The organism is Paraburkholderia humisilvae (genome assembly GCF_902859855.1).
GTDB lineage: Bacteria > Pseudomonadota > Gammaproteobacteria > Burkholderiales > Burkholderiaceae > Paraburkholderia > Paraburkholderia humisilvae.
On the sequence record NZ_CADIKH010000018.1, the window covers coordinates 33304 to 58878 of the forward strand.

22 protein-coding genes and 1 tRNA gene are annotated in these 25575 nt (G+C 61.0%); 18 read left to right on the top strand and 5 right to left on the bottom strand.

The window, feature by feature from the left end; all coding sequences use genetic code 11:
* Positions 1–3 precede the first annotated feature (3 nt).
* From dnaG to HV796_RS19890, 3 genes are all read left to right on the top strand, one after another.
* Entirely contained in the window at positions 4–1884 is a 1881-nt protein-coding gene (gene dnaG / locus HV796_RS19880; protein ID WP_175228215.1) for a DNA primase, read from the top strand.
* Positions 1885–1977: 93 nt separating this feature from the next.
* A complete protein-coding gene (gene rpoD, locus HV796_RS19885) occupies positions 1978–4374 on the top strand; it encodes an RNA polymerase sigma factor RpoD (RefSeq protein ID WP_175228216.1) in 2397 nt (798 codons plus the stop codon).
* 170 nt (positions 4375–4544) lie between these two features.
* Positions 4545–4632, top strand: a tRNA-Ile gene (locus HV796_RS19890).
* An 11-nt stretch (positions 4633–4643) separates the two neighbouring features.
* On the opposite strand, the gene HV796_RS19895 is transcribed toward HV796_RS19890, so the two are convergent.
* From HV796_RS19895 to tcuC, 3 genes are all read right to left on the bottom strand, one after another.
* Positions 4644–5846, bottom strand: a complete 1203-nt coding sequence (locus HV796_RS19895) for a DUF1444 domain-containing protein (protein WP_175228217.1) — start codon at positions 5844–5846, stop codon at positions 4644–4646.
* A 151-nt stretch (positions 5847–5997) separates the two neighbouring features.
* Positions 5998–6768 carry an IclR family transcriptional regulator gene (locus tag HV796_RS19900; RefSeq protein WP_175228218.1) on the bottom strand — a complete coding sequence of 257 codons (771 nt, stop codon included), beginning with the start codon at positions 6766–6768 and terminating at the stop codon, positions 5998–6000.
* Between the two features lie 79 nt (positions 6769–6847).
* On the bottom strand, positions 6848–8143 hold the full coding sequence (gene tcuC / locus HV796_RS19905) for an MFS transporter (RefSeq protein WP_175228219.1): 1296 nt from the start codon (positions 8141–8143) through the stop codon (positions 6848–6850).
* Positions 8144–8365: 222 nt separating this feature from the next.
* Here tcuC and HV796_RS19910 point away from each other — a divergent pair, with 222 nt between their 5' ends.
* From HV796_RS19910 to HV796_RS19945, 8 genes are all read left to right on the top strand, one after another.
* Positions 8366–9520, top strand: a complete 1155-nt coding sequence (locus HV796_RS19910) for a CaiB/BaiF CoA transferase family protein (protein ID WP_175228220.1) — start codon at positions 8366–8368, stop codon at positions 9518–9520.
* A gap of 8 nt (positions 9521–9528) precedes the next feature.
* On the top strand, positions 9529–10287 hold the full coding sequence (locus tag HV796_RS19915) for an enoyl-CoA hydratase/isomerase family protein (RefSeq protein WP_246355941.1): 759 nt from the start codon (positions 9529–9531) through the stop codon (positions 10285–10287).
* Positions 10284–11117, top strand: coding sequence for a CoA transferase subunit A (locus HV796_RS19920; protein WP_175228222.1), 834 nt, complete (start codon positions 10284–10286; stop codon positions 11115–11117). Before HV796_RS19915 ends, HV796_RS19920 begins: the two co-directional genes overlap by 4 nt.
* Positions 11110–11844 (top strand): CoA-transferase subunit beta, encoded by a 735-nt coding sequence (locus tag HV796_RS19925; protein WP_175228223.1) that lies wholly within the window; start codon positions 11110–11112, stop codon positions 11842–11844. The genes HV796_RS19920 and HV796_RS19925 overlap by 8 nt, the downstream gene beginning before the upstream one ends.
* Positions 11845–11849: 5 nt before the next feature.
* The gene (locus tag HV796_RS19930; RefSeq protein ID WP_175228224.1) at positions 11850–13385 is read left to right on the top strand and encodes a class I adenylate-forming enzyme family protein; all 1536 of its coding nucleotides are present in this window, start codon (positions 11850–11852) and stop codon (positions 13383–13385) included.
* A 310-nt stretch (positions 13386–13695) separates the two neighbouring features.
* Entirely contained in the window at positions 13696–13962 is a 267-nt protein-coding gene (locus HV796_RS19935; protein ID WP_175228225.1) for a hypothetical protein, read from the top strand.
* A gap of 114 nt (positions 13963–14076) precedes the next feature.
* The gene (locus tag HV796_RS19940; RefSeq protein WP_175228226.1) at positions 14077–14910 is read left to right on the top strand and encodes a CmcJ/NvfI family oxidoreductase; all 834 of its coding nucleotides are present in this window, start codon (positions 14077–14079) and stop codon (positions 14908–14910) included.
* Positions 14911–15175: 265 nt separating this feature from the next.
* A complete protein-coding gene (locus tag HV796_RS19945) occupies positions 15176–15964 on the top strand; it encodes an FRG domain-containing protein (protein WP_175228227.1) in 789 nt (262 codons plus the stop codon).
* 28 nt (positions 15965–15992) lie between these two features.
* On the opposite strand, the gene HV796_RS19950 is transcribed toward HV796_RS19945, so the two are convergent.
* Together HV796_RS19950 and HV796_RS19955 are read right to left on the bottom strand one after the other, a co-directional pair.
* Positions 15993–16595, bottom strand: coding sequence for an ANTAR domain-containing response regulator (locus HV796_RS19950; RefSeq protein ID WP_175228228.1), 603 nt, complete (start codon positions 16593–16595; stop codon positions 15993–15995).
* Entirely contained in the window at positions 16592–17779 is a 1188-nt protein-coding gene (locus HV796_RS19955) for a transporter substrate-binding domain-containing protein (protein ID WP_175228229.1), read from the bottom strand. The genes HV796_RS19950 and HV796_RS19955 overlap by 4 nt, the downstream gene beginning before the upstream one ends.
* A 386-nt stretch (positions 17780–18165) precedes the next feature.
* Here HV796_RS19955 and HV796_RS19960 point away from each other — a divergent pair, with 386 nt between their 5' ends.
* From HV796_RS19960 to HV796_RS19990, 7 genes are all read left to right on the top strand, one after another.
* Positions 18166–19413 carry an urea ABC transporter substrate-binding protein gene (locus HV796_RS19960; RefSeq protein WP_246355942.1) on the top strand — a complete coding sequence of 416 codons (1248 nt, stop codon included), beginning with the start codon at positions 18166–18168 and terminating at the stop codon, positions 19411–19413.
* A gap of 127 nt (positions 19414–19540) precedes the next feature.
* Positions 19541–21127, top strand: coding sequence for an urea ABC transporter permease subunit UrtB (gene urtB / locus HV796_RS19965; RefSeq protein WP_175228324.1), 1587 nt, complete (start codon positions 19541–19543; stop codon positions 21125–21127).
* Complete coding sequence (urtC, locus tag HV796_RS19970) at positions 21124–22260, top strand: urea ABC transporter permease subunit UrtC (RefSeq protein ID WP_175228230.1); 1137 nt, start codon at positions 21124–21126, stop codon at positions 22258–22260. Before urtB ends, urtC begins: the two co-directional genes overlap by 4 nt.
* The gene (gene urtD / locus HV796_RS19975) at positions 22257–23009 is read left to right on the top strand and encodes an urea ABC transporter ATP-binding protein UrtD (protein WP_175228231.1); all 753 of its coding nucleotides are present in this window, start codon (positions 22257–22259) and stop codon (positions 23007–23009) included. The genes urtC and urtD overlap by 4 nt, the downstream gene beginning before the upstream one ends.
* 2 nt (positions 23010–23011) lie before the next feature.
* Positions 23012–23716: an urea ABC transporter ATP-binding subunit UrtE gene (gene urtE / locus HV796_RS19980; protein ID WP_175228232.1), complete on the top strand. Its 705-nt coding sequence runs from the start codon at positions 23012–23014 to the stop codon at positions 23714–23716.
* Positions 23717–23756: 40 nt separating this feature from the next.
* On the top strand, positions 23757–24755 hold the full coding sequence (locus HV796_RS19985; protein ID WP_175228233.1) for an acetamidase/formamidase family protein: 999 nt from the start codon (positions 23757–23759) through the stop codon (positions 24753–24755).
* A gap of 13 nt (positions 24756–24768) precedes the next feature.
* On the top strand, positions 24769–25539 hold the full coding sequence (locus tag HV796_RS19990; RefSeq protein ID WP_175228234.1) for an SDR family NAD(P)-dependent oxidoreductase: 771 nt from the start codon (positions 24769–24771) through the stop codon (positions 25537–25539).
* The last annotated feature ends 36 nt before the right edge of the window (positions 25540–25575 follow it).

Consider the following 25575-nt stretch of genomic DNA (forward strand, 5'->3'; position numbering starts at 1 on the left):
ATCGTGATTCCGCACTCTTTCCTGCAGGATCTGCTAAACCGCATCGATATTGTCGACGTGGTCGGGCGGTACGTGCAGTTAAAAAAGGGCGGCGCGAACTTCATGGGACTTTGCCCGTTTCACAACGAGAAGAGCCCTTCGTTTACCGTTAGTCCGACTAAGCAGTTCTATCATTGCTTCGGCTGTGGCGCGCACGGTACGGCGATCGGTTTTCTGATCGAGCATGCGGGATTGACCTTCCCGGAGGCGGTCAACGAACTGGCGCAATCGGTGGGCCTGACGGTGCCGCACGAGCCTTCGGCGATGCGTGGCGGGGGCGCACCGGGCAGCGGCGGTGAAGGGTATGCGCCGGCGGCATCGAAGGCGGTCACGACCGCGCTGTCGGAGGTGATGCAAATCGCTTGTGATTTTTACCGCAAGCAGTTGCGTGGCGCACCGAATGCGATTCAGTACCTGAAAAAGCGCGGCTTGACCGGCGAAATTGCCGCTCGCTTCGGGCTGGGTTATGCCCCGGATGGCTGGCAGAACCTCGAGGTCGCATTTCCCAATTATCGGGACGACGCACTGGTCGAAGCCGGGCTTGTGATCGTTAGTGAAAAGTCCGATGCGCAGGGTCAGAATCGTCGCTACGACCGGTTTCGTGAGCGGGTCATGTTCCCGATCCGGAACGTGAAAGGGCAGGTCATTGCCTTTGGTGGACGCGTACTGGATGGCGGCGAGCCGAAGTATTTGAATTCGCCTGAAACACCCTTATTTAGCAAAGGAAGCGAGCTATACGGGCTGTTCGAGGCGCGGCTTGCGATCAGGGAACAAAAGTACGTGCTGGTGGTGGAAGGGTACATGGACGTCGTCGCGCTGGCCCAATTGGGGTTTCAGAACGCGGTTGCGACGCTCGGCACTGCCTGCACGGCGATTCATGTGCAGAAATTGCTGCGCCAGACCGACACGGTGATTTTCAGCTTCGATGGCGATGCGGCGGGCCGCCGCGCGGCGCGTCGCGCACTGGATGCGTGCTTGCCGCATGCGGCGGACAACCGGACGATCCGGTTTCTGTTCCTGCCGACCGAGCATGACCCGGACAGCTATGTGCGCGAGTTCGGTACTGACGCGTTTGCCGGGCAGGTTGAGCGGGCGATGCCACTCTCGCAGTTCCTGCTGAATGAAGTGCTGGCCGGCAAGGAACTGGATCAACCGGAAGGCCGCGCACGTGCGCTCTTCGATGCGAAACCGCTGTTGCAGGCGTTGCCGGCCAACGCGTTGCGCGCACAGATCATGCATCTGTTCGCGGATCGCCTGAACGTGCCGTTCGAAGAAGTCGCGGCGCTTTGCGAAGTCGATGCGCGGATCGCGGTCGCGGCGCGGGCGGCGCCTGCGCGCAAGGATCGGCGACGCGTAACCGGTATCGAGCAACGGGCGCTGCGCAACCTCGTGATGCATCCACGCATCGTCGCGATGCTTGACGATGAGGCGGAGCATGAGTTGCTGGCTGTTGCGCACCATGGCGAACTGTTTGAGGAAGTGCTGACGCATGCCAGGGCGTTGGGTGAGACAGCCGAATTTCAGTTGCTGTCCGATCTATTGCGCAACGGCGCGAACGCCCCAACCTACGAGGAAATCTTTCGCGAAATTCTGGACTATGATGAAAACGTTCGGGATTTGTTGCTGAAGAACCCGGAGGAAGCAAGTGTCGCCGAAGAGCGACTTGAGCATGAGCGCCTCGCCGGCGAGGAGCTGAAGGCGGCGATTCTCAAGATGCGTTACGACGCGTCCCGTGAACGCCTTGATCAGTTGGCTCGTCAATCCAGACATACGCCGGAAGAACTGGCGGAATTCAACGGTTTGAGTCAAAGGTGCGCCGACATGAAGCGCCAGCTCGGGCTGTGAACAGGAAGTGCAAGGGAAGGGCTGAAACGCAGGTGCTATAATAAAAGGTTTTCAGCGGTTCTATTTTCCAGGCAAAGGCGAAAGGCGATTGCAATGGTAAAGACTACAGGCGGAAAGAAAGCGACAGGCAAAGGCTCAGAGCAGCCGACCACGAAGGTCACCCAGGCCAGGTCCGCGTCTTCCGCGACAAAAACGTCTACCGAGCGCGCCACGCCGGCCCGGAAGCGGGCCTCGACCGTTTCCGCCGCGCGAGCGGCCCCGGTGCAGGCGGCGAAAGCTGTCGCAGCGGTTACGAAGCGGCCGAATGCCCGTAGCGCAAAGGAAGGCGCAAGGGACGCGGCTGCCGCGCAGGACGATGCGGTAGTGCGCGAATCTCCAGTATCCACGGTTCAACCGGCTGTTGTCCACCAGCCGCGAGTCGAGACTACAGCCGGTACGGCGAACTCCATGACGAAAAAGCTGAACGAAGTATCCGTCGATGACGACGCAACCCAGAGCGAAGAACCCGCCACTCCCGCTCAGGGCAAAGGCGAAAAGGCGAAGGCACGCGACCGCCGCGCGAAGGAGAAAGCGCTGCTGAAGGACGCGTTCGCGTCGACGCAACCGGGCACCGCGGAAGAGCTTGAGGAACGCCGCTCGAAGCTGCGCGCGCTGATCAAGCTCGGCAAGGAACGCGGCTTCCTGACGTACGCCGAAATCAACGACCATCTGCCGGACAACTTCGCGGAAACCGAGGCGATCGAAGGCATCATCAGCACGTTCAACGACATGGGCGTCGCCGTTTACGAGCAGGCGCCCGATGCCGAGACGCTGCTGCTGAATGACAATGCGCCCGCTGCGTCGTCGGACGACGAAGTCGAAGAGGAAGCGGAAGTTGCGTTGTCAACGGTCGATTCCGAATTCGGCCGCACGACCGACCCGGTGCGTATGTACATGCGCGAGATGGGTACGGTCGAACTGCTGACGCGTGAAGGCGAAATCGAGATCGCGAAGCGGATCGAAGATGGCCTGAAGCATATGGTGATGGCGATCTCCGCGTGCCCGACCACGATCGCGGACATCCTCGCTATGGCTGAGCGCGTCGCGAACGAAGAGATCCGTATCGACGAGCTGGTCGACGGTCTGATCGACGAAAACGCGCAAGACGCAGACGGATTCTCGGAGCAGGAAGCGGAAGCGATCGAGAACGAAGACGAGGAAGTCGAAGAGGACGAAGAAGAAGAGGAAGAAGACGACGACGGCGCCGCACAGGCGACGGCGAATGCCGCGCAGCTCGAGGCGCTCAAGCGCATGTCGCTTGAGAAATTCGCGCTGATCAGCGAATGGTTCGACAAGATGCGTCGCGCGTTCGAGAAGGAAGGCTACAAGTCGAAGTCGTACCTGAAGGCGCAGGAAACCATCCAGAACGAGCTGATGACCATCCGCTTCACCGCGCGGACCGTCGAGCGTTTGTGCGACACGTTGCGTGCGCAAGTGGATGAGGTGCGCCAGGTCGAGCGTCAGATTCTGCATACGGTGGTCGACAAGTGCGGCATGCCGCGCGCGGAGTTCATCGCCCGCTTCCCGGGCAATGAGACGGACCTCGAATGGGCCGAGAAGATCGTCGCCGAGGGTCATTCGTACAGCGCGATCCTCACGCGTAACATTCCGGCCATTCGCGAACAGCAGCAGCGTTTGCTGGACCTGCAGGCGCGCGTGGTGCTGCCGCTGAAGGACCTGAAGGAAACCAATCGCCAGATGGCGGCGGGCGAACTGAAGGCGCGTCAGGCCAAGCGCGAGATGACCGAAGCGAACCTGCGTCTCGTGATCTCGATTGCGAAGAAGTACACGAACCGCGGTCTGCAGTTCCTCGACCTGATCCAGGAAGGCAACATCGGCCTGATGAAGGCGGTGGACAAGTTCGAATATCGTCGCGGCTACAAGTTCTCGACGTACGCGACGTGGTGGATTCGCCAGGCGATCACGCGTTCGATCGCGGACCAGGCGCGCACGATCCGTATTCCGGTTCACATGATCGAGACGATCAACAAGATGAACCGTATCTCACGTCAGATTCTGCAGGAAACCGGCCTTGAGCCGGATCCGGCAACGCTGGCCGAGAAGATGGAGATGCCGGAAGACAAGATCCGCAAGATCATGAAGATCGCGAAGGAACCGATCTCGATGGAAACGCCGATCGGGGACGACGACGATTCGCATCTGGGCGACTTCATCGAAGACACGAACACGGTCGCGCCGGCCGATGCCGCGCTGCATGCGAGCATGCGCGACGTCGTGAAGGACGTGCTCGATTCGTTGACGCCGCGCGAAGCGAAGGTGCTGCGCATGCGTTTCGGTATCGAGATGAGCACCGACCACACGCTTGAGGAAGTGGGCAAGCAGTTCGACGTCACGCGTGAGCGGATTCGCCAGATCGAAGCGAAGGCGCTGCGCAAGCTGCGTCACCCGAGCCGTTCTGACAAGCTGAAGTCATTCCTCGAAGGAAACTGATCCGAACATGCCGCTTGGCCGCTGTAGAAGCGGTCAGGCCGTCGACTTCATGCGGGGCTTCAGGGTTGTTTCGTGTGGTACGCGAAGCGGTCCCGGAAGCCCCGATTTCGTGTAGTATGTCGGCCAATCAGCGATCAGGCCCGGCCTTGCGACCGGGTCTTTTTCTTCTTGGGCCGGACGCCGTGCTGGTTGCAGGCAGCGGACTCATAATCCGCCTCCGAAAGGACACCGTGGGTTCGAATCCCACCCGGCCCACCAACCCCGCAAGCTCAACTATCCGCATGCTCCTTGCGCGGATACCGTTCGCAAAACGACTGAAAAACCGCATCGTCCGGGAATCCGCTCACTTCATAACGCACCGGCACATGCTCCGTGCGCCGCATCAGATGTCCGCATTCGCGAACCAGCTCTGACCAGGGCACAAGAGCGGACTGAGCCGGTTCCAGCTGAACGAGCGCAACAATATCCGTTTCCGGAATCAGCGAATGCACGCCTTTCGTCCACGCGCACGCGCTGGTCAGGTTTCCCGACGGCTTCTTCAACATCATGAACTGCGCCGAGAAGATATCGATCCCCTTCTTCTGATGGCGTTCGTTCAGATAGGCCAATTGATCCTGATAGTCCGCCGCCAGGTCACGAACGCGAAGCTCATGCAGCTTTGACGCCAAGCCATCCGGGATAAACCGTTGCCAGCGCCGACCGTCCCAGCGAAGCATCAGCGGTGGCAGTGGGCGAGGCTGGGCCAGCGCTTCCTCGCTGATCTGCAACATGGTTTCGAAGCCTGCGGTATTCGTGTCGCCGGTCAGCAGCAGCGTCGTCCTGTTGGGCGCCATCACCACCGGCTCGCCTGAAATACCCTGTCTGTACAGCAGGTCAGGGATCAGCAAGCGAGACGCATCATAGTGGTCCCCATATTGCGAAGCGAGCACACCATTCTTCAGCCTCAGGAACGGCTTGCTGGACTCGATGCGCAGATTGTCGATGGCGATGTCGTACACCTCATCGAACGTGACGTTCCATTCCCTGAGCTTCGATTCGGAGAGCCGCGCAATGCTGAATTCATTGTCGTAGGCGATGCCAATTTCGATGTTGTCGCACAGCGGCCGAAACGCAATTTCCTGTCTCGTCGGACTATCTTCGAGTTGCAGGAAGGTCACCGCACGCTCGGTCGCGCTGCGAATGACCGGACGCAGGCGCGGACGTGCCTCAGCCAGATCAGACGGGATGTAATGCTGCATCATCGCGCGCGCCTGACGCGCGAGCGCATCGGCCCGCTCCGGTTTGCTCACCGCGATAAACTCGCGATACATGTTATGCAGATTCACCACGCCCGCATCGCCGCATACCAGCCGGTTGCGGTTCTCCTCGTATTTCCACGCGCGCGTATCGCCTAACGATTTCAGCGCGGACATATACAACTCGGCGTACTTTTTCTCGTTAGGTGGCGCGCGGAAACGGTCGAAGAATTTCATGTGGAATGGATCGTCGCGTTTGTTCTTGTAAGGGTGCGCCAACGAAAGCACCTTTGAACGTGCGGGTGGCGGACTGCCTCCCCTTCTGGTTTATCGGCAGCCGCCACGTCGACTTTAGCGAGATCCTGAAACAAGCCCTGCTGGAGAGCGCTTACCGGGTCGAAGTCTTTCCCGCTCCTCGATGCCCCATCGCGCGCGAGATCTTCAACGCACACGCCTGCACATCCGGCGCAAACTCCTTCATTTTTCGCGTAGTCAGCCGCTCGAGCGGCCCTGAAATCCCGACTGCCGCGATCGGCTGATCGAGTCCATTGAATACCGCCGCGGCAACACCGCCGACTCCTTCGCGCCATTCCCCGTTATTGACCGCATAGCCAACACGCACAACCTTCTGCAATTCGTCCTTGAGCGCTGACAGCGACGTGACAGTGGCCGCGGTATGTTTCATCAACTGCTTCGCGTAGCCATCCAGATATCCATCATGCTGATACGCGAGCAGTGCCTTGCCCGTCGCAACCGCGTAAGCCGGTCCGCGTCCCCCGACCATTGAATAAGCCCGAATGGGCTGCGCACTATCGATCTTCTCGACATACACGACATCCAGACCATCGAGCACCGACAGATGCACTGTCTCTTCCGTTCGCTCAGCCAATGCTCGCATGAGCGGCAACGCAATCCTTCGTACGTCCAGTTGCGCCAATTGACGCGCGCCCAATTCAAACAGGCGGATCGTGCCTCGATAGCCGCCTGCGTCTTCATCCTTTTCGACATATCCGGCGTGAATCAGCGTCTGCAACGTGCGATGCGCGTTACTGCGCGTCAGCCCGACGCGCGTGGCTAATTCTTCGATCGTCTTGGGCTGGTTCTGGAGGTCGGTCACCGCCTCCAGAACCACGAGCCCCTTCAGCAGTGTCTTGTCCATAGTTACTTCCTAAATGATAGGAAGTCTATCACGTGACCTGGCTGAAAAATCCGCGCAACCGGCACGACGAAAATCCGCTTCACGACGCCACCGTCGATACCTTCCCGACCCTCATGTTGTCGCTGCGCACGACCGCAAGCGTGGCCACGAGCGCAAGCACGGCGCCCACGGAAAGCCACACACCCGGCACCGCCTTGTTCCCCGTGATGTGAATCAGCACTGTGCAGATCGCGGGCGTAAAGCCCCCAAAGATCGCTTGCGACAGGCTATACGCCAGCGAAAATCCGGTACCGCGCACGTTCGGCGGAATGATCTCGGTGAGCGTCACGACCAGCGACGCCTGATACGTCGCATAGAGCACCGCAAACCCCACCTCGACCGCGAGTAGCGTACCGAACGACGGCGCGGTCACTAGCCAGCTCAGCGCCGGATACGACACCAGTGCAATGATCAGTGACGAGCCGGCGAGCATCGGTCTGCGGCCGACCTTGTCGGATACCGCGGCCATCACCGGAATCATCACGAAGGTGGTCATCGCGACGCCGATCGTCACCCAGAATGTATCGATCGGCTTAAGGCCGAGCACCGCGCGTCCATAGGTCGGCGTGTACGCGGTGATCAGATAAAACATGATGCTGGTCAGCGTAACGAGCATGGTCGACCACAAGATGATTTTCCAGTTGGCCGCAAGCGACCGGAAAATATCGCCGACCGACTGCGGCTTTTGCGCCTTGAATACATGCGATTCCTGAACCGAGCGCCGGATCCAGAACAACACCGGAATGATCGAGCAGCCGAACAGAAACGGAATGCGCCATCCCCATGCGTCCATCTGTTCACCGGTGAGCGTGAAGCGCAGCACGACGCCCAGAATGGCCGCGATCAACACGGAAATCTGCTGGCTCGCCGATTGCCACGACACATAAAACCCGCGTCGTCCGGGCGGCGCAATCTCCGACAGATAGACCGACACGCCGCCCGACTCTGCGCCCGCCGAGAACCCTTGCAGCAGGCGGCCCGCAATCACCAGCACCGGCGCGAGCAAACCGATTGACGCGTAACTGGGCGTCACTGCAATCAGCAGCACGCCAATCGACATCAAGGTCAATGTGACAATCAAACCGGCTCGCCGGCCGTGCTTGTCCATATACGAGCCCAGCACGATGGCGCCGAGCGGGCGCATTAAAAAACCCACGCCGAACGTCGCCAGCGACAGCAGCAGCGAGATGAACTCGTTATCGCCCGGAAACATCGCCTTCGCGATCGACGACGCGTAGAAGCCGTAGACCATGAAGTCATACATCTCGAGAAAATTTCCGCTTACTACGCGAAATACGGTTCCCGCCCGCGCATCGACTGCTGTGTGCGTCGCCATCTTCGTCTCCAAGGTCAGATCATATTTCCTATAATTCAGGAATCGATTCTCAAATTTTGGTTTACTTGATGCTCGCACCGCTGCACAATGGGGTCAAGCGGCGATGCGGCATCCAAGGGAATTCCCTGACGCAAACAGCATGCGCGGTAGCGCGTCCGCCATGGCATGAATTGGGGTGCCGCGACGCGGCACGAAGATTGAGCGAATCAGCGAGGGGTTGAGATGGAATTGCCACTTCACGGAGTCCGGGTCATCGAGTTCTGCAATGTCGCGGCCGGACCTTATTGCGCGATGCTGCTTGCTGATATGGGAGCGGACGTCATCAAGGTCGAACATCCGGAGGGGGGAGACACGCTGCGTGCGTGGCCGCCTATTTCGGATGGCTACAGCGAGAACTTCGCATCACTGAATCGCAACAAGCGATCCGTCACGCTGAATCTGAAAGAGGCGCACGACATCGAACAGGCAAAAGCACTGATTCGCACCGCCAATGTACTGATCGAAAACAATCGGCCGGGTGTGATGGATCGCTTGGGCCTGGGTTATGAGGACATTCGCAAGCTTGTCCCGCACCTCGTCTATTGCTCGATTTCCGCGTACGGCCAGAGCGGGCCACGGGCGCAGGAAGGGGGTTTCGATCTCACGGTGCAGGCGATGAGCGGCATCATGAGCATCACGGGCGAGCCGGATGGCCCACCCGTTAAATGCGGCGTGCCGCTCGCGGATTTTTCCGCTGGACTGTACGCCGCGTTCTCGATCGCGTCGGCATTGCGCGGTGTCGCGAGCACGGGCGAGGGAACCCACATCGACGTGCCGATGCTCGGTGCCACGCTCGCGATTGCCGCGTTGCAGACGTCTGAATACTTTGGAACCGGGCGCGATCCAGTCAAGCTTGGGTCCGCGCACCCGCGCAACGCTCCGTACCAGGCCTTCAAGGCCCGCGACACGTGGTTCGGCATGGCGGCAGGGAACAACGCGCTGTGGCGTTCGGTCTGCAAGGTTGTCGAGCGAGAGGACCTGGAAGGCGACGAGCGCTTCGCTTCGCCGACTTTGAGGGCGCGGCATCAAGTCGAGTTGCGCGACATTCTGGAAAGCATTTTCGCGTCCGCGGACGCTGAAGCGTGGATCGCGCGCTTTCGCACCGCGGGCGTGCCGTGCGCGCCGATCAACACGTATTCGCAGGTGCTCGCGGATGAACAGGTCGAGCATATGACATGGGTGCAGCCGCTCGAACTGCCGAACGGTGTGCAAACCCGCACGTTCGGGTCGCCGGTGCGGTTCTCCGGTCAGACGCCGCCCATCCGCATGCGCCCCCCCGCGCTGGGAGAACACAACGGCGAACTGCTGGCTCGTGCGGCAAGCGAGGTGGACGCATGAATTCAGGTATGAATCTTCTAACGATAGACAAGCGCGCCGAATACTGGTCCGTGACATTGAATCGGCCGGAGAAGCACAATGCTTTGTCCACCGAACTCGTCGAACAGTTGATCAACGTATTCGACGAAGTGAAAATAGCGAAGGTGCCGGTCGTGGTCCTGCAAGGCGAAGGGCGCTGCTTCAGTGCGGGATTCGACATGACCGATGTCGAATCATCGAGCGAAGGAGACCTGCTGCTTCGTTTTGTGCGCATCGAAATGCTGTTGCAGCGTGTCGCCGCGTCGCCCGCGTTGACGGTCGCGTTCGCGCACGGCAAAAACTTCGGCGCGGGTGTCGACCTGATCGCGGCCTGTGATCTGCGCGTGGCGACACCTGGCGCGACGTTCAGAATGCCAGGCCTGCAGTTTGGGCTTGTGCTGGGTACCGGCCGCTTCGCGCGCATCGTCGGGTCGCACGAAGCCAGACGCATCCTTGAAACGTCGGAGGTCTTCGACGTGGACCGAGCATTCGGGAACGGCTTTGTCGAATGTGTCGCACCGTTCGAACAACGCGACAAGGTCATTGCGGACGCCGTTGCGCGAGCCACGTCGTTGCCGGCCGCGAGCCGTGCGCTGCTCCGCGACGCGCTGCGCGACGACCATGCGGACGCGGACCTCGCGGCGCTGGTGCGCTCGGCAGCCGAACCCGGGCTCAAGCGCCGCATCGATGCGTATCGAAACCCTGCGTCCAGCACGCGGAGTGAGCATCCGCAGAAGGAGACGTTATGAATTCAGGCTTCCCTAATATCGACAAATGCGTATCGCTTTCTGACCTTGTCGCGCGTGTGCCCGACGGCGCTTCGCTAGGCCTCGGCGGTAGCTTCCTGCATCGCGGCCCATTCGCATTCGTGCGAGAACTGATCCGACAGAAAAAACGCGGTATCGAAGTGGTCAAACAGTCGCCCGGCTACGACATCGACATCTTGTGCCGCGCGGGTGTCGCGAACCGCGCGCGTTGCGGGATCGTCGCGATGGAAGGCAATTTCGGCCTGGCTCCGTACTATCGGAAAGCGGTCGAAAGCGGCGCGCTGAAGCTCGAGGAGCATGCGTGCGCAAGTCTGACCGCCGGACTGCGCGCCGCCGCTTTCGGTGTGCCGTTCCAGCCGTGCGCGGGATTGCATGGCAGCGACCTGACGCGAATCAACAACTGGAAGTGCATTGAAGACCCGTACGGCAGCGGCGTCGCGACGTGGGTGATTCCCGCTATCGCGCCAGACTTCGCCGTTATCCACGCGTCTAGCGTCGACCGGCAAGGCAACGTGCGTATTGCGGGAACGTATCACTGGGACCGTATCATCAGCCGTGCTTCGAAAAGCGTACTTGTCGTTGCGGAAGCCATCTCGGACCAGGATTTCGCGGTTCAACCGGAACTGACCGTTATTCCATACTTCATGGTCGAGGCGTACGCGATCGTTCCGAACGGCGCATGGCCGGGGTCGTGCTGGCCGAACTACGCGGTCGACTATGCCGCGGTGGAGGCCTATCTCGCCCCTGGCGAAGACGTGCTCGACGCGCATCTTTCGGCCGCACCGGAACAAAGGAGCGCGCAACATGCATGAACAGTGGTCTGGTTTTTCTTATATCGTCACCAATCTCGCACGGTTTATCCGGCCCAACGAGATCACGTTCAGTGGCGTGAATTCGACACTGCCGATGCTCGCATGCCTGATGGCTAAACGCGCATACGACTGGGACTTCGTTTATATCAACGTCGCTGGCGGCGTGAACCCGACGCCGTCGTCCATTCCGCTTTCGAGTTCGGACCCGGTGCTCGCCGAAGGTTCTGCATCGATCTTCGCTAACGAAGATTTTTACGACCTGTGCGCGCGTGGGCGCATGGATCTCACGTTTCTCGGCGCCGCCCAGCTCGATGGAAGCGGTTGCGCAAACAACTCCTGCATTGGGGAATGGGATCATCCAAAAGTTCGTCTGCCCGGCGGCGGCGGTGGCGCGGTGATGTTGCCGACCGCACGGCGCGCCTGTACATGGCGTACCGAGCATTCGCGTCGGACGCTGGTACAGAAGCTGGATTTCGTCACGTCATGGGGCGGCATGCACGGCGTCGTCACCCCGATTGCCGTGTTCGTGAAACGTGACAACCGGCTCGCGCTTCAGTCGTGGCATCCCGAATCGAGCGTCGATGAAGTGCGCGAACGGACCGGCTTCGAGTTCGATGCGACCGGTGCCGAGCCCACCCAGCCGCCCAGTCAGCGTGAACAGGACGCTTTGCGTGGCCTCGATCCGGATGGTCAGTTTGAACGTGACGCGGCCATTCGCCTGAGGTAGCCATCATGCTGAAAAAATCAGACCCGGCAAGTCGCGCGGAAAGTCTTGCTGATGCTTTGTGTGCCTTCTGGAGCGAGCCGCAAGTCGGAACGCTGACGGCGCTGGATGACGGCGACCGCTCGCTGACCTACGCCCAGTTGGCGGACATGACCGCGAAAGTGGCTGCGAACCTGTTCGCGCAAGGTCTCAAGCAAGGAGACGCGCTGGCCATCGCAATGGGACGTTCGCTTGACGCCGTGATCGTGCTGCTTGCGTCGATCCGGTGCGGTCTATGTCCTTGCGTGCTCGAACCCAAATTGCCACCGGAAGAAATCGGCGAGCGGCTCGCTTTAGTGGCCGCAAAAGGGTTGGTATTCGATGCAGCCAATGGCGAACTCGTGCAGGCACTTGAGCTTGAGCCCGGAAACGGCGCGCTCGCTATTGACGTCGCACAGTTGAACAAGCCCATTGACGCTGCGAGGCAGTACAAGATCGACACCCAATCTCCCGCATTGCTACTCTTTACATCGGGCAGCACGGGGCGACCCAAAGCGGTCGAACTGACGCAATGCGCGCTGCTAAACAATGCGCTCGGCGTCATTGAGCACACGACGCTTTCCAGGCAGGACCGGTTGCTACACGTAATGCCGATCTACCACACGAATGGGGTGAACAATCAGTTGTTCGCGCCATTGCTTGCCGGCGCAACCATCATATTTGCCGAGCGCTTTCGCGCCGAAGACATGCCGGCGCTGATCGAACGCCATCGCCCGACCATCATCACCGGCGTTCCGACAATGTACTCGCGGATGTTGTCGCAGTCGTTCAGTCCCGCGATGCTTGCATCGCTGCGGATGGCGCGATGCGGCTCCGCGCCGATTACGGAAGCGCTGCATCGCGAAGTCGAAGCCAGGCTTGGCTGTCCGCTAGTGGTGTCGTACGGACTGTCGGAGGCCACCTGCACGAGCACGATGAACCCACCGCACGCACGCCGGATCGGCTCGGTCGGCACGGTGCTGCGCGGGCAATCGGTTCAACTGAGGCAGGCCGACGGCGCGATGACGGATGCCCCTGGTGTCGAAGGCGAAATATCTATTGCTGGACGAAGTGTGATGACAGGCTACCTGGGCGCGGAGGATGCCACGGCGCGCACGGTCAGCGACGGCTGGCTGCGAACCGGGGACCTCGGCCGCTTCGACGCAGACGGCTACCTGTATGTAACGGGACGCATCAAGGACGTGATTATCCGCGGCGGTGAGAATCTGTCGCCGCTTCTGATTGAAAGCGTGATTGTCAGCGAAACGCATGTTCGGGCCTGTTGCGTGGTCGGCAAGCCTGATCACGATCTGGGCGAAGTGCCGGTGGCGGTGGTCGTGACGGGAAGCGATTCGACACTTCAGGCGCAAGACATTGTCGATTCGGTACGCCGCAGATTGTCCCGCATTTACGTGCCGCACGAAGTTTACTTTGTAGACGCGCTTCCAGAAACAGCGGTCGGAAAGGTCGATCGCAAGTCGCTCGCCGGTCTCGTGCGAGACGGCCTCCTGCAAGCCGTGGTTTAGTTTCTGAAGGGCAAGTGCAATGCAAACGTCGTTGCGCTTGCGAACGCGCTTCGCATTCCACGTCAAATTCACCGGTTACGACCGCTTATGACCGCTTACGCAACGCGCTTGCGTATTTCGGCAAGGGTGGAATGACATCCCCCTTCTGTCTCGTCGAAGTTTAACTAGCCAATCGACATAAACAATTCGATTATTCAGACTTAGGCACGCATTCAATTCACGTGTGTGAAGCATTGCAGAAATGCTTGTTTGCGCACGCATCGCGTACTGGCTAGATTGAACGGAAGCACCTCGAAGACGGAGGCATGTCATGCCGGGTCCTGCATCGTTTTTTCGCCGCACGCTGTTCAGTGACGCATCTCGCCGTGGCGCAATGCTGCGACCGTCCGAGCATACGACCGGCCGCGCCAACGTGCCGCCGGATCCGCCGGACGATGAAGCGACGGCGCGCGACCGGTGGAGTCGCACCAGCGCCGAGCGGCTCGAACATATCGCGATGTACGCGCGCGCCGGCTATTTCAACCTCGGATACACGTACGACATGTTTCATCTCGCGGCGGAACTCCCGCCGGAGTGAGCGCCGGCGGCAATCGCGCGCGGCCGTCCCACACCTGGGCACCAGGTAACGGACAACGCGTCACGTTGCGCCGCGCGTGCAGCATCTGTTTCCCGGAAGTGCGGAGTCAAACCCATGAGCGATATCGTCATCGATCAACCCGTGATGGTCGAAGCCGACCTGAAGTATCTCGTCTCGACCGGCGACAAACCGTCGCGTTATATGTACGACCCACCGCCTGACGCATCGGCGCAAACTGGCACCTTCGACGCGCACCGGATGCCGATCGTCAACGCGCGCGTCGCCGCGCCGCCGGGTGGCCTGTCGCTCGACCGCAACGGCTTCGAACTGCACGTGCACACCAGCGCGCTCGACGACTTTTCGGACCCGATCTCAATCAGGTCGGTCTACTATCCGGAGTCCGAGCAGCTGATCAAGCGTCTGACGGGCGCGCGCCGTGTCGTCATTTTCGATCACACGCTGCGCGACGCAGGCGCGACGCGCACAAGCGGCGTTCAGGAGCCGGTCAGAGCGATTCACAACGATCAGACTTTCGTGTCGGGTCCGCGCCGCGTGCGCGACCATGTACCGGCGGACGAAGCGGACGAATGGCTCAAGGGGCGCACCGCGATCGTCAATCTGTGGCGTCCGATCGGCGCGCCGATCGAATCGTCGCCGCTCGCGATGTGCGATTCGCGCAGCATTGCGCCGAACGATCTGGTCCCCATGGATCTGATCCGCCAGGATGGCGGAGTGGGCGAAGTCTATGCGTTCGCGTTCAGCGCACAGCACCGCTGGTACTACTTCCCGCAGATGACGCCTGACGAAGTGCTGCTGCTGAAAATCTACGATTCCGCGGGTGACGGTGTTGCACGACTGACAGCGCATACCGCATTCGACGATCCGACATCGCCTGCGGATGCCCGTCCGCGGCAGAGCATTGAATTGCGCACGTTACTGCTCTTCTAGGCGCACACTCCGGGTTATCTCAGTCACCGCTCGCATTCGCGGGCAAAAGAAGGCGCAAGCAGGCACGGGCGTCGCGCGCGGTCTACGCGCGAGCCCGCTGCTTCTTGCGCATGTCGTGGCCCGATCTGCGCCGATTTTGCCCGGCGTCGTCTCTCCCGCCTCGTCGTTACACGAACGCAACAAATGCCTTCTATACTCCCGCCAAAACGGGCTGAACCGACCAGCCTGAATCCAGTGATTGTTTTTGGGGGAGGCAAGCGGCGCGATGGAAACGAAGGTTATCTCAAACTGGAGCGCATTCGTGGACCTGTGTTCGTCCCTCGATGGCTGGGCATTTCGGGGACAGCAGGACGCTCGCTGGCATCTGCAAAGCTCGTTGTCGCGCTATCTGCTCGCTTATGTCTCTGACCGCGCCGAATGGCCGGCACGCGAAGCGCGTGCGATCCGTATCTTTCGGCGCAAAGCGCACAACTACCTTGCGAATCCCGAGCTGCTCAACGATGACCTGCGGTGCCTGAGCCTGATGCAGCACCATGGCGCGCCAACGCGGCTGCTCGATTTCACGAAGTCGCCCTTCGTCGCCGCGTTTTTCGCGCTCGAACGAACCACCACGGATGCCGCGATTTTCGCATTGAACACGCCCGCCCTGTGGCGCAATAGCGCGCGCCCGAAGTCCGCGCCGATGCTGACGCGCGATGAACTCGATCCGCGCGTGAAAGGCAATCTGGAGAAGTATTTCCTCAGCAACGAGAACGAAGTCATCTGGTTCGGCGAACCTTCGGAAATGGACGGCCGCCTGATTGCGCAATCCGGCACGTTCGTTGTGCCGGGCGTGATTGACCGGCCGCTGCACGAAATTCTGGACGGCTATGAAAGCGATGCGGAACTGCTGCGCAAAATCGTCCTGCCGCCCGTCTTGCGCAGCGATGCGATGCGCTGGCTATATCGGATGAACATTACGAATGCGTCGCTGTTTCCGGATCTTGATGGGCTGGCGAAATCCATCGCGGTTGAACTCGAGATGGTCTGGCCAAGCCTGACGTTCGGTTCCTGAGCATAGCGGTGTTGGTTTTTCGACGTTCTCAGAAGCTGAGCGTTTCATGTGCCTTGACGATCTCGCCGGCGATCGTCTCGATCTGTTCGCGCTTGAGCATCGCCTGCGAGCGCAGCAACTGATACGCCTCGTCTTCCGACACTTTGCGCGCGTCCATCACAATCCGCTTCGCCTGCTGGATCAAACGCAGATTCGCCTGCTTCTGCTCGAGCCGTTCAATATAGCGCTCGCGCATTCGCAACGCCTTGCATTGGGTGAGCGCGACGGCGATTGCAGTGAGCAGGCCGAACGAACGGACCGGCGACGGAATAGTCGCGAACGCGTTCAGACGTAATACGGCTTCGATCGTGATCGGGTTTTCATACGTGACGACCGGAATGACCGGCGGTGCGGAGTTCGCGCCGAGCCATGGAAAGGTGATCGCGAGTGTCTCCGGCCGTACCGCCATCACGACGAGGCCGGTGCCCGACGGCAAACTGTCGAGGCGCGGCCAGAACACTTCGACGTCGCAGCCGATACGCTGCAATTGCGCGAGCAGCTCTTCGCCATCCTGGTCCTGCGGATGAATCACCGCGACTTTCAGCGAGCGCAGATCACGAAGAATCGAGGGCGTCCCGGTTATGCGCTTCATCGGGCAGCTCCTGACCGCGCGAACTCGGGATGCGCGGCGGCGGTCCATTCGGGCGTCGTATGCGAAACGACATACGGGTCTGCCTTCACGCGGCCCGGCGCGCGGCCGATGATGTCGAACTGGCCGCGCGCATTGACGCGGCCGATCAGCGGATGCAGATACGTATGATTGTTGTGCTCGTCGATGCGAACGCGTCCTTGCGGCGCGTCGTATTCGAGGCCCGGTAGCACACGCAGCAACAGCGTGGGATCGTCCGAGCCGACGCGGCGGATCGCGTCCGCGAGCAGATGCATCTGGAAATACGCCGCTTCCCAGCACATGTTGGCCGGCCGGTCGCTGCCGAAGCGGGCCTCGTAGCGGCGCACCGCCGCGAGGTTCGCCGGCGTCCCGATGCTCTGGAAATAAGCGGCCGACGTAATGTGCCCTTCTGCCAGATCGTTGCCCATCACCGCGATTTCGGCTTCGCTCGTCATATGGCTCGCGATCGGCATCCGGTACGGGTCGAGCCCGACATGCGCGAACGCGCGATACAGATGCGGAATGCCTTCGCCAACCACGGTCGAGAAAATGAAGTCGGGCGCCCGTTGCTTGATGCGCTTTGCCGCATCGAGATAACTTTGCCAGGGCGCATCGAGTGCGAGATAAGTCTCGTCGACCTTCTCGCCGCCGCGTTCGAGAATCAGGTCGCTCATCACGCGATTCGATTCATACGGGCACACATAGTCTGAGCCGATCATGCTGACGCGCGAACCGAACTGCGTGAGCATGAAACCGGCGAGCGGCAGCGTGTTCTGATTCGGCGCCGCGCCTGTATAGATTACATTGCGGCTGTATTCGAAACCTTCGTAGGGCGTCGCATAGAAGAGCAGAGCATTGTGCCGCTCGACGATCGGAATGACCGCCTTGCGCGTGCTCGACATATAGCACCCCACGATGATCCTCACGCGATGCTCGAGAATCAACTGCTTGGCAAGGTCCGCGTAATGTCGCGGCGCGCATTGCGGATCGAGACGGACGAGCTCGATTTCGCGTCCTGACACGCCACCGGCCTGATTGATCTCCTCGACGGCCAGCACCGTTGCTTGCAACTGCGTAATCTCGGCAGCGGACGTGACGCCCGAGCGTGAATACAGCACGCCGATCTTGATGGGGGCCGACGCATGGCCCGGCTCGTTGCTAGTCATGAGTGTCAATCGAAATCCGTTGCTTGTGCGTGCCGCGCTCCGATGGTGCACGTTTGCACAGTCCGCGTGCGGCATAGGCATGCGCACGCGCCGCGAGATGCGTTCCGATAATGCCCGCTGCGCACCGCGCGGCGCAAGTGATCAATATGCAGCGCGCGTCAGCTAACGGTTCGATGTGCAACGAACGCCGTGCACGATCATGGTTGGCATACCAATTGCTCTTTAGCTTTCGCTGATTCATCGAGCGTAGCGGATCAGCCAACCTCTTTGCGTCGTTCGGGACAAAGGCGTCTCGTGCGGCACCGGCCAAAAAAGCCCGAAACCGGTTCATCCGGTTTCGGGCTTTTTGCGTTTGCGGTTTTCACATTCACGTCGGAGTGAAGCACATGAAAAGACGTACCTTCCTGTCGGCAGTCGGCTCGGGGTTGGTCACCGCCGCTGGCGCCGCGCTGCCCAGGACCGCGCTTGCGGCGGGCAGCGGCGAGCCGATCAAGCTCGGCCTGCTGTTCTCGCAGTCGGGAACGATGGCGAACAATGAGTCGCTGCTGAAGGACACCGCGCTGATGACGATCGACCAGATCAATGCAAAAGGCGGCGTGATGGGCCGTCAGGTGCAGGGCGTGGTCGTCGATCCGGGCTCGGACTGGCCGATGTACGCACAACTATCGAAGCAACTGATCCAGCGCGACCAATGCGCGGCGCTGTTCGGCTGCTGGACATCGGTATCGCGCAAGTCGGTCTTGCCGGTCGTCGAAGCGCAGGACAGCCTGCTGTTCTATCCGCTTCACTTTGAGGGCGAGGAGCAGTCGAAGAACGTTGTCTATCTGAACTCGCCGCCGAGCAGTTCGGTGCTGCCCGCGATCGACTATCTGATGAGCGAACAGGGCGGCGGCGCGAAGCGCTTCTACATGATCGGCAGCGACTACGTGTGGCCGCGCACGATCAACAAGATGCTCAAAGGCTATCTGAAGACCAAAGGCATTCAGGAAACCGCGTGGCGCGAACACTACGTGCCGTTCGGGCAATCGAACTTCCAGACCATCGTGCGCGAGATCAAGGATTTCGCGGCGCAACCCGGTGGCCAGGCGATTGTCGTGATGACTGTGGTCGGCGATTCGATTCCGGCGATGTTCAAGGAGGCGGTCAACCAGGGCATTCGCGCAACCGACATTCCGATCCTCGGGCTCGATGTGGTGGACAGCGACCTCGAAGGTCTCGACACCCGGCCGCTGGTCGGCCATCTGAGCTGCTGGTGCTACTTCCAGAACGTCGATACACCGCAGAACCGCCAGTTCAAAAACGACTGGAAGAACTATGTGGCCGCGCACAGCCTCAAGCACCGGCCCGACATGGTGATCGATCCGATGGTGTCGACTTACGTCGGCATCAATCTATGGGCGAAGGCCGCGACGAAAGCGCATTCAACGAGCCCCGACGCGGTGCGCAAGGCGCTCGCAGGCGAAACGATGGTGGATCCGGCCGGCTATACGGTGAAGATGGACGAGACCACGCAATACCTGTGGCGCGGCGACATGATCGGCTCGATCAATGCGAATCAGGGCTTCGACATCTTGTGGAAGTCGAAGGACATCGTGAAGCCGGTGCCGTTCAGTCCTTATATCGGCAAGGCTTGACGCAACACAGGCCTGTCCGCAACGGCCGCGCATCGCCAACGCGCGGGGACCGTTGCGGCAGCATTGATCGGAAACGCGTGTGACCAACATCAGGCAAATCTTCTGTGCAGCAGTAACGGCAGGGCTCATGTTTATCGTGGGCGTCGCCACCGCGAATGCCGCGTCGCCGGGGCCATCACGCGCGAGCATGCTGGCCGCGTTCTGTGCACCGGACGGCGACAAAGCCGCCGCACTCGCCCAGATGGTTGAACGGGGCGTGTCATCCGACGCGCGCGAGCGCGCGTGGGCGGCACAGATCGTCGATGCGATGCGCAACGGCGCGCTAATCTGCGGCGCCGAGGGCCATGCGACGATCCAGGGCAATCCGTCACTCGATGCAGCGAGCCTGCAGTCCGCGGCGGGTAACCCATCGTCGGCGGACACGCCTTATGTGCCCGGCATCCTGATGATGCGCAAGCTGGCTGTTGCATCCGCGGAGATCAATCTGTTTTCGCACGATGTGGACAAGCGTGCAGCGGCGGCCCGCCAGGTCGACAAGTTCTTCGGCCTGCTCGACCCAGCGATCGTTGCACGCGCAAGCAAGCACGAACACGACCCCGACATCGCCGCGACGCTCGCGCTCGCGTTGGCCAAGCGCGGTTTGAATAGCGACGTGAAGGCCGATCGGCTGGCCGCCATCCAGGCGGTCGCGGAAGTGCCGAGCGAAACTGGGCGTACCGCACTCGCGAACTTTGCCGCGCAGGATTCGGTGCGTACCGATCCTGAACTGCGCGCGGCCGTGCAAAACGCGATCCGCGATATCGATACGTGGTTGTCGTTCGGCAGGGCGCTGTCGATTCTTTTCAGCGGGCTCAGCTATGCCGGCGTGCTGCTGTTGACCGCGCTCGGACTGTCGATCGTGTTCGGCCTGATGGGCGTGATCAATCTCGCACACGGCGAATTCATCATGATTGGCGCGTACTCGACGTGGCTTGTCGAGCGCTTCATGCAAGCGCATTTACCTGGACTATTCGACGCGTACATTTTTGTTGCGATTCCGGTTGCATTCGCGGTCTGCGCGGTGTGTGGAATGCTGCTTGAGTTCTGCGTGATCCGTTTCCTCTACCGTCGGCCGCTCGAGACCCTGCTCGCGACCTGGGCGGTCAGCATCGCATTGATCAAGCTGGTGCAGGTGCTATTTGGTTCGCAGAACCTCGAGTTTGTCACACCGGGTTTTCTGAATGGCGGCGTGCAGGTCTCGCCTGGTTTCTTCGTGACCTACAACCGGCTGTTCGCGATCGGTCTCGCGTTGCTGATTTTCGTGGCCACCTTCGCGGTGATTCGCCTGACGAAGTTCGGCCTGCTCATGCGTGCGACCACCCAGTTGCGCGATATGGCGAAGTGTCTCGGCGTGCCCGCTGAACGCGTCGACCGGTTCGCATTTGGCCTCGGTGCGGGCCTCGCAGGGCTTGCGGGCGTCGTGCTCACGCAGATCGCGAGCGTGAATCCGTCGATGGGCACCGGCTTCGTGGTCGACTCATTCATGGTGGTCGTGCTCGGCGGCGCGGGGAGTCTCGTCGGCACGGCGGTGTCGTCGCTCGCGCTGGGCGAGATCAACCAGTTTATCGAACCGTTTTATGGCGCCGTCGCGGCGAAAGTCGCGGTGCTGCTGCTGATCGTGCTGATCATCCAGAAGCGGCCGCAAGGACTCTTTGTGTTGAAGACCCGCGTATGAACACACTCCCTGACCCGCACGCCGCGAGGCGCTTCACGTTATCGGGGCTTGCCGCCCGATGGATGGGGCCGGCAACGGAAGCGTTCGTCGCACCGCTGCTGATTCTCGTCGCACTGTATTTGCCATTCGCCTATTTCGTCGTGCCGGCGTCCAGCGTGCTGCATCTGTCGCTGTTCGGCATCAACCTGATCGGGCAGATCATGTGCTTCGCGCTGCTCGCACTGGCGCTGGATCTGGTGTGGGGCTACGCGGGCATTCTGAGCCTCGGTCATGGCATCTTCTTCGGCATCGGCGGCTACTTGATGGCGATTTACCTGCTCAACGGCGCCTATGCGCAGACTCACGTGCTGCCCGATTTCATGCAGTACATGGGCGCGCACGATTTTCCGAAGTTGTGGACGCTGCTCGCGAGACTCGACGTGACCGTCGTCGCGACCATTGCGATCAGCGCGGCCGTGGCCGGCGTATTCGGTTTCGTCACGTTCCGCTCGCGGATTAACGGCGTGTATCTGTCGATCATCACGCAGGCGCTGACCTATGCGCTGATGCTGCTGCTTTTTATCAACGACGTCGGCCTGGGCGGCAACAACGGGATGACCGGCTTCACGCAGTTCGCGGGTCATCCGATCTCGGATACCGGCACGCAGATCGGTCTGGCGATCGCGTCCTGCCTGCTGCTGGTGCTCGCGTATCTCGGCGTGCGCTATCTGACGCGATCCGCATTCGGCCGCGCGTTGATCGCGGTGCGCGACGACGAGGCCCGCATGCGTTTTCTGGGCTACCGCACGCATACGCTGAAGCTGATCGCGTGGTGCCTGTCCGCGGTGCTGGCCGCATTGGCGGGCATGCTGTATGTGCCGCAAGTGGGCATCGTCAATCCGACCATCGTGTCGCCGCAGCTGTCCGTCGAAATCGCGGTGTGGGTCGCCATCGGCGGACGCGGCACACTGGTCGGCGCGATCCTCGGTGCGATTCTCGTGAACGGCATCAAGTTCTGGCTGACCGCCGAATTGCCGGCCGTGTGGCCGTTCATCCTGGCGGGCGCGACGCTGCTGATCGTCGTCTGTTTCAGCCATGGCGTGTGGGGCACTTTCAAAGCCGCAGTCGGGTCGGACAAGGGTGAGCGTCGATGAGCGCGACCCCGCAAACGGCGATCTATATCAGCGGACTGTCCGTCACATTTTCGGGCTTTGCCGCGCTCACCAACCTGTCGATGGAATTCCGCTACGGGGAGATCCGCGCAATCATCGGACCAAACGGGGCGGGCAAGACGACGCTGATGGATGTGATCACCGGCAAAACGCGGCCCGCCGCCGGCGAAGTATTCCTGAACAAGGTGACCAACCTTGCGGCCCTTGATGAAACCACGATCGCCCGTCTGGGCATCGGCCGCAAATTCCAGAAACCGAGCGTGTTCGAAGCGCTGCACGTACGCGAAAACCTCGAACTGGCGATCCGCAACGGGCGCGGCTATGCTGATATGGTGCGCTCGCGCTTGACGTCGCGGCAAAGCGAACGCATCGACGAAGTGCTGGAGACGATCCGTCTCGCCACCGAAGGGCAGCGCACCGCCGGCACACTGTCGCACGGACAGAAGCAGTGGCTCGAGATCGGCATGCTGCTGGTCGCCGATCCGCACGTGATCCTCCTCGACGAACCGGTCGCGGGCATGACCGACCACGAGACGGCGCGTACCGCCGAGTTGATCGCGCGGCTGAAGGCACCGGAACGCGCGGTGATCGTGATCGAGCATGACATGGACTTTGTCGGCGAGATTGCGGATCTAGTCAGCGTGCTGCATGAGGGCAAGCTGCTCGGCGAAGGGTCGATGGCAAGCGTACGCGCGAATCCCGAAGTGATCCGCGTCTATCTGGGGCGTTGAACATGTTAACCATTTCATCGCTGAACCAGTATTACGGCAGCAGCCATACGCTGCGCGACGTGTCGCTCAAAGTGGCCGAAGGCGCCTGTACGGTCGTGCTCGGCCGCAACGGCGTCGGCAAGACGACGCTGCTCAAGTGTCTCGTCGGCCTGTTGCCGGTCAAGGCGGGCGAGATCGCGCTGGACGGCCAGCCGATTACCCGCACACCCACCCACCGGCGCGTCGCGGCCGGTCTCGGTTATGTGCCGCAAGGTCGCCACATTTTCCCGCTGTTGAGCGTCGAGGAAAACCTGTGCATCGGCGCGTATGCGGGCGAACGCAGCGAGTCGCGCAACGGCAGACATTTTTCGTTTGCTGACGTGTTCCACACGTTTCCCGTGCTCAAGACGATGCGCCGGCGCATCGCGGGCAACCTGTCCGGCGGCCAGCAACAGCAGCTCGCGATCGGCCGCGCGTTGCTGACCAACCCGAAGCTGCTGATTCTCGACGAACCCACGGAAGGCATTCAACCGTCCATCGTGATGGAGATCGAAGCGGTGATCCGTTCGCTGAAGGGTTCGCTGTCGATCCTGCTTGTCGAGCAGTTTTTCGATTTCGCGCAGGCGGTGGCCGACGACTATGTCGTGCTGGTGCGTGGACAGGTCGTGTCCGCCGGGCACGGTGACCAGATGGAAGCCAACAACGTCCGCTCGCTGATCTCCGTTTGAACGCGAGCGTCGTTCCGATCAACCTCACAAGGACAACCCGATGAACTGGCTTGAACAATCGATCATGTACACGCGCGGTGTGGCACGCGGCCAGGTCGGCGCGACGCATGAGCTCACCGAAGCGCGTCAGGGCACATTCCATTACACGATGGGCCCGTATTCGGACCCGGTATTGAGTATTGCGCCGGGCGACCGCGTCGTCGTCGAAACGCGCGATGCGTTCGACGGGAAGATTCGCACGGAAAAGGACCTGCCGAGCCAACACCTGAAAGTGCCGTTCCTGAACCCGCAGAACGGACCGATCATGATCGACGGCGCGCAGAAGGGTGACGTGATCGCGGTGCATATCGAATCGATGCTGCCGCGCGGTGACAATCCGCGTGGCACGTGTTGCCTGATTCCGCGCTTCGGCGCGCTGACAGGCACCGATTACACCGCGACGCTCAACGAACCGCTGCCCGAGATCACCCGCAAGATCGATCTCGACGAAGAGGGCGTGTATTGGAGCAAGCGCATCAGGCTGCCCTACAAGCCGCATATCGGCACGTTGAGTCTTTCGCCGGAAATCGACTCGATCAATTCGCTGACGCCGGACAACCACGGCGGAAACATGGACGTGCCCGATATGGGGCCGGGCAGCATCACGTACCTGCCGGTGCGCTCGCCGGGCGCGCGCCTGTTTATTGGCGATGCGCATGCATGTCAGGGCGACGGCGAAGTGTGCGGCACGGCGGTCGAGTTTTCGAGCACGACGACCATTCACGTCGACCTGATTAAAGGCTGGCAGATCGCCTGGCCGCGCCTCGAAACCGACGCGCTGCTGATGACGATCGGTAGCGCGCGACCGCTCGAAGATGCGACGCGCATTGCCTATCACGAGCTCGTACGCTGGCTCGAACTCGAATATGGATTCGACCGCTGGGACGCTTACATGATGCTCAGCCAATGCGGCCAGGTGCGCCTTGGCAATTTTGTCGACCCGAAATATTCAGTCGGCGCGGCGATCAACAAGAAGTATCTGGCTCCGGCCGCAACCTAGAGGAGACACGGACATGGATCTCAAGCTTAACGGATTGAAAGCGCTTGTCACCGGCGGCACGCGTGGCATCGGGCTCGCGATCGCACAGGCATTCGTTGCCGAAGGCGCCGACGTTGCGCTGTGCTCGCGCGACCGGGCAGCGGTCGAGCGGACGGTGGCCGATCTGACCCGGCGTGCGGCCGGCGCGGTACGCGTGACCGGCGCGGCCGTCGACGTCGCCGACCGCGACGCATTGCAGGCATGGACGCGTTCGGTCGCCGAGCAGTTCGACGGTCTCGACATTGTCGTCGCGAATGTCAGTGCGTTGTCGATTGCGGATGAGGTCGACGCGTGGAAGGCCGAGTTCGAGACCGACATGATGGGCACGGTGAACCTCGTGCATGCGGCGATGCCGTATCTCGAAGCGAGTCAGGCGGCATCGATCGTCGGCATTGCGAGCGTATCCGCGCGCGAGATCGATTTCGCGGCGGGACCGTACGGCACATTCAAGGCCGCGGTCGTGCACTACCTGCAGGGGCTCGCGTATCAGCTTGCGCCGAAGGGCATTCGCGCCAACACGGTGTCGCCGGGCAATACCTATTTTGCGGGCGGCATATGGGAAAACATTGAACGCAACAACCCGAAGCTGTTCGCGGATTCCCTCGCGCTGAATCCGACCGGCCGCATGGCGCGGCCCGAGGAGATCGCCAACGCGGTGGTGTTTATCGCGAGCCCGACGGCGAGTTTCGTGAGCGGGACCAATCTCGTGGTGGACGGTGCACTGACGCGCGGCGTGCAATTCTGACGCACCGTGACCGGTCTTGATCTATCTAAACACAAT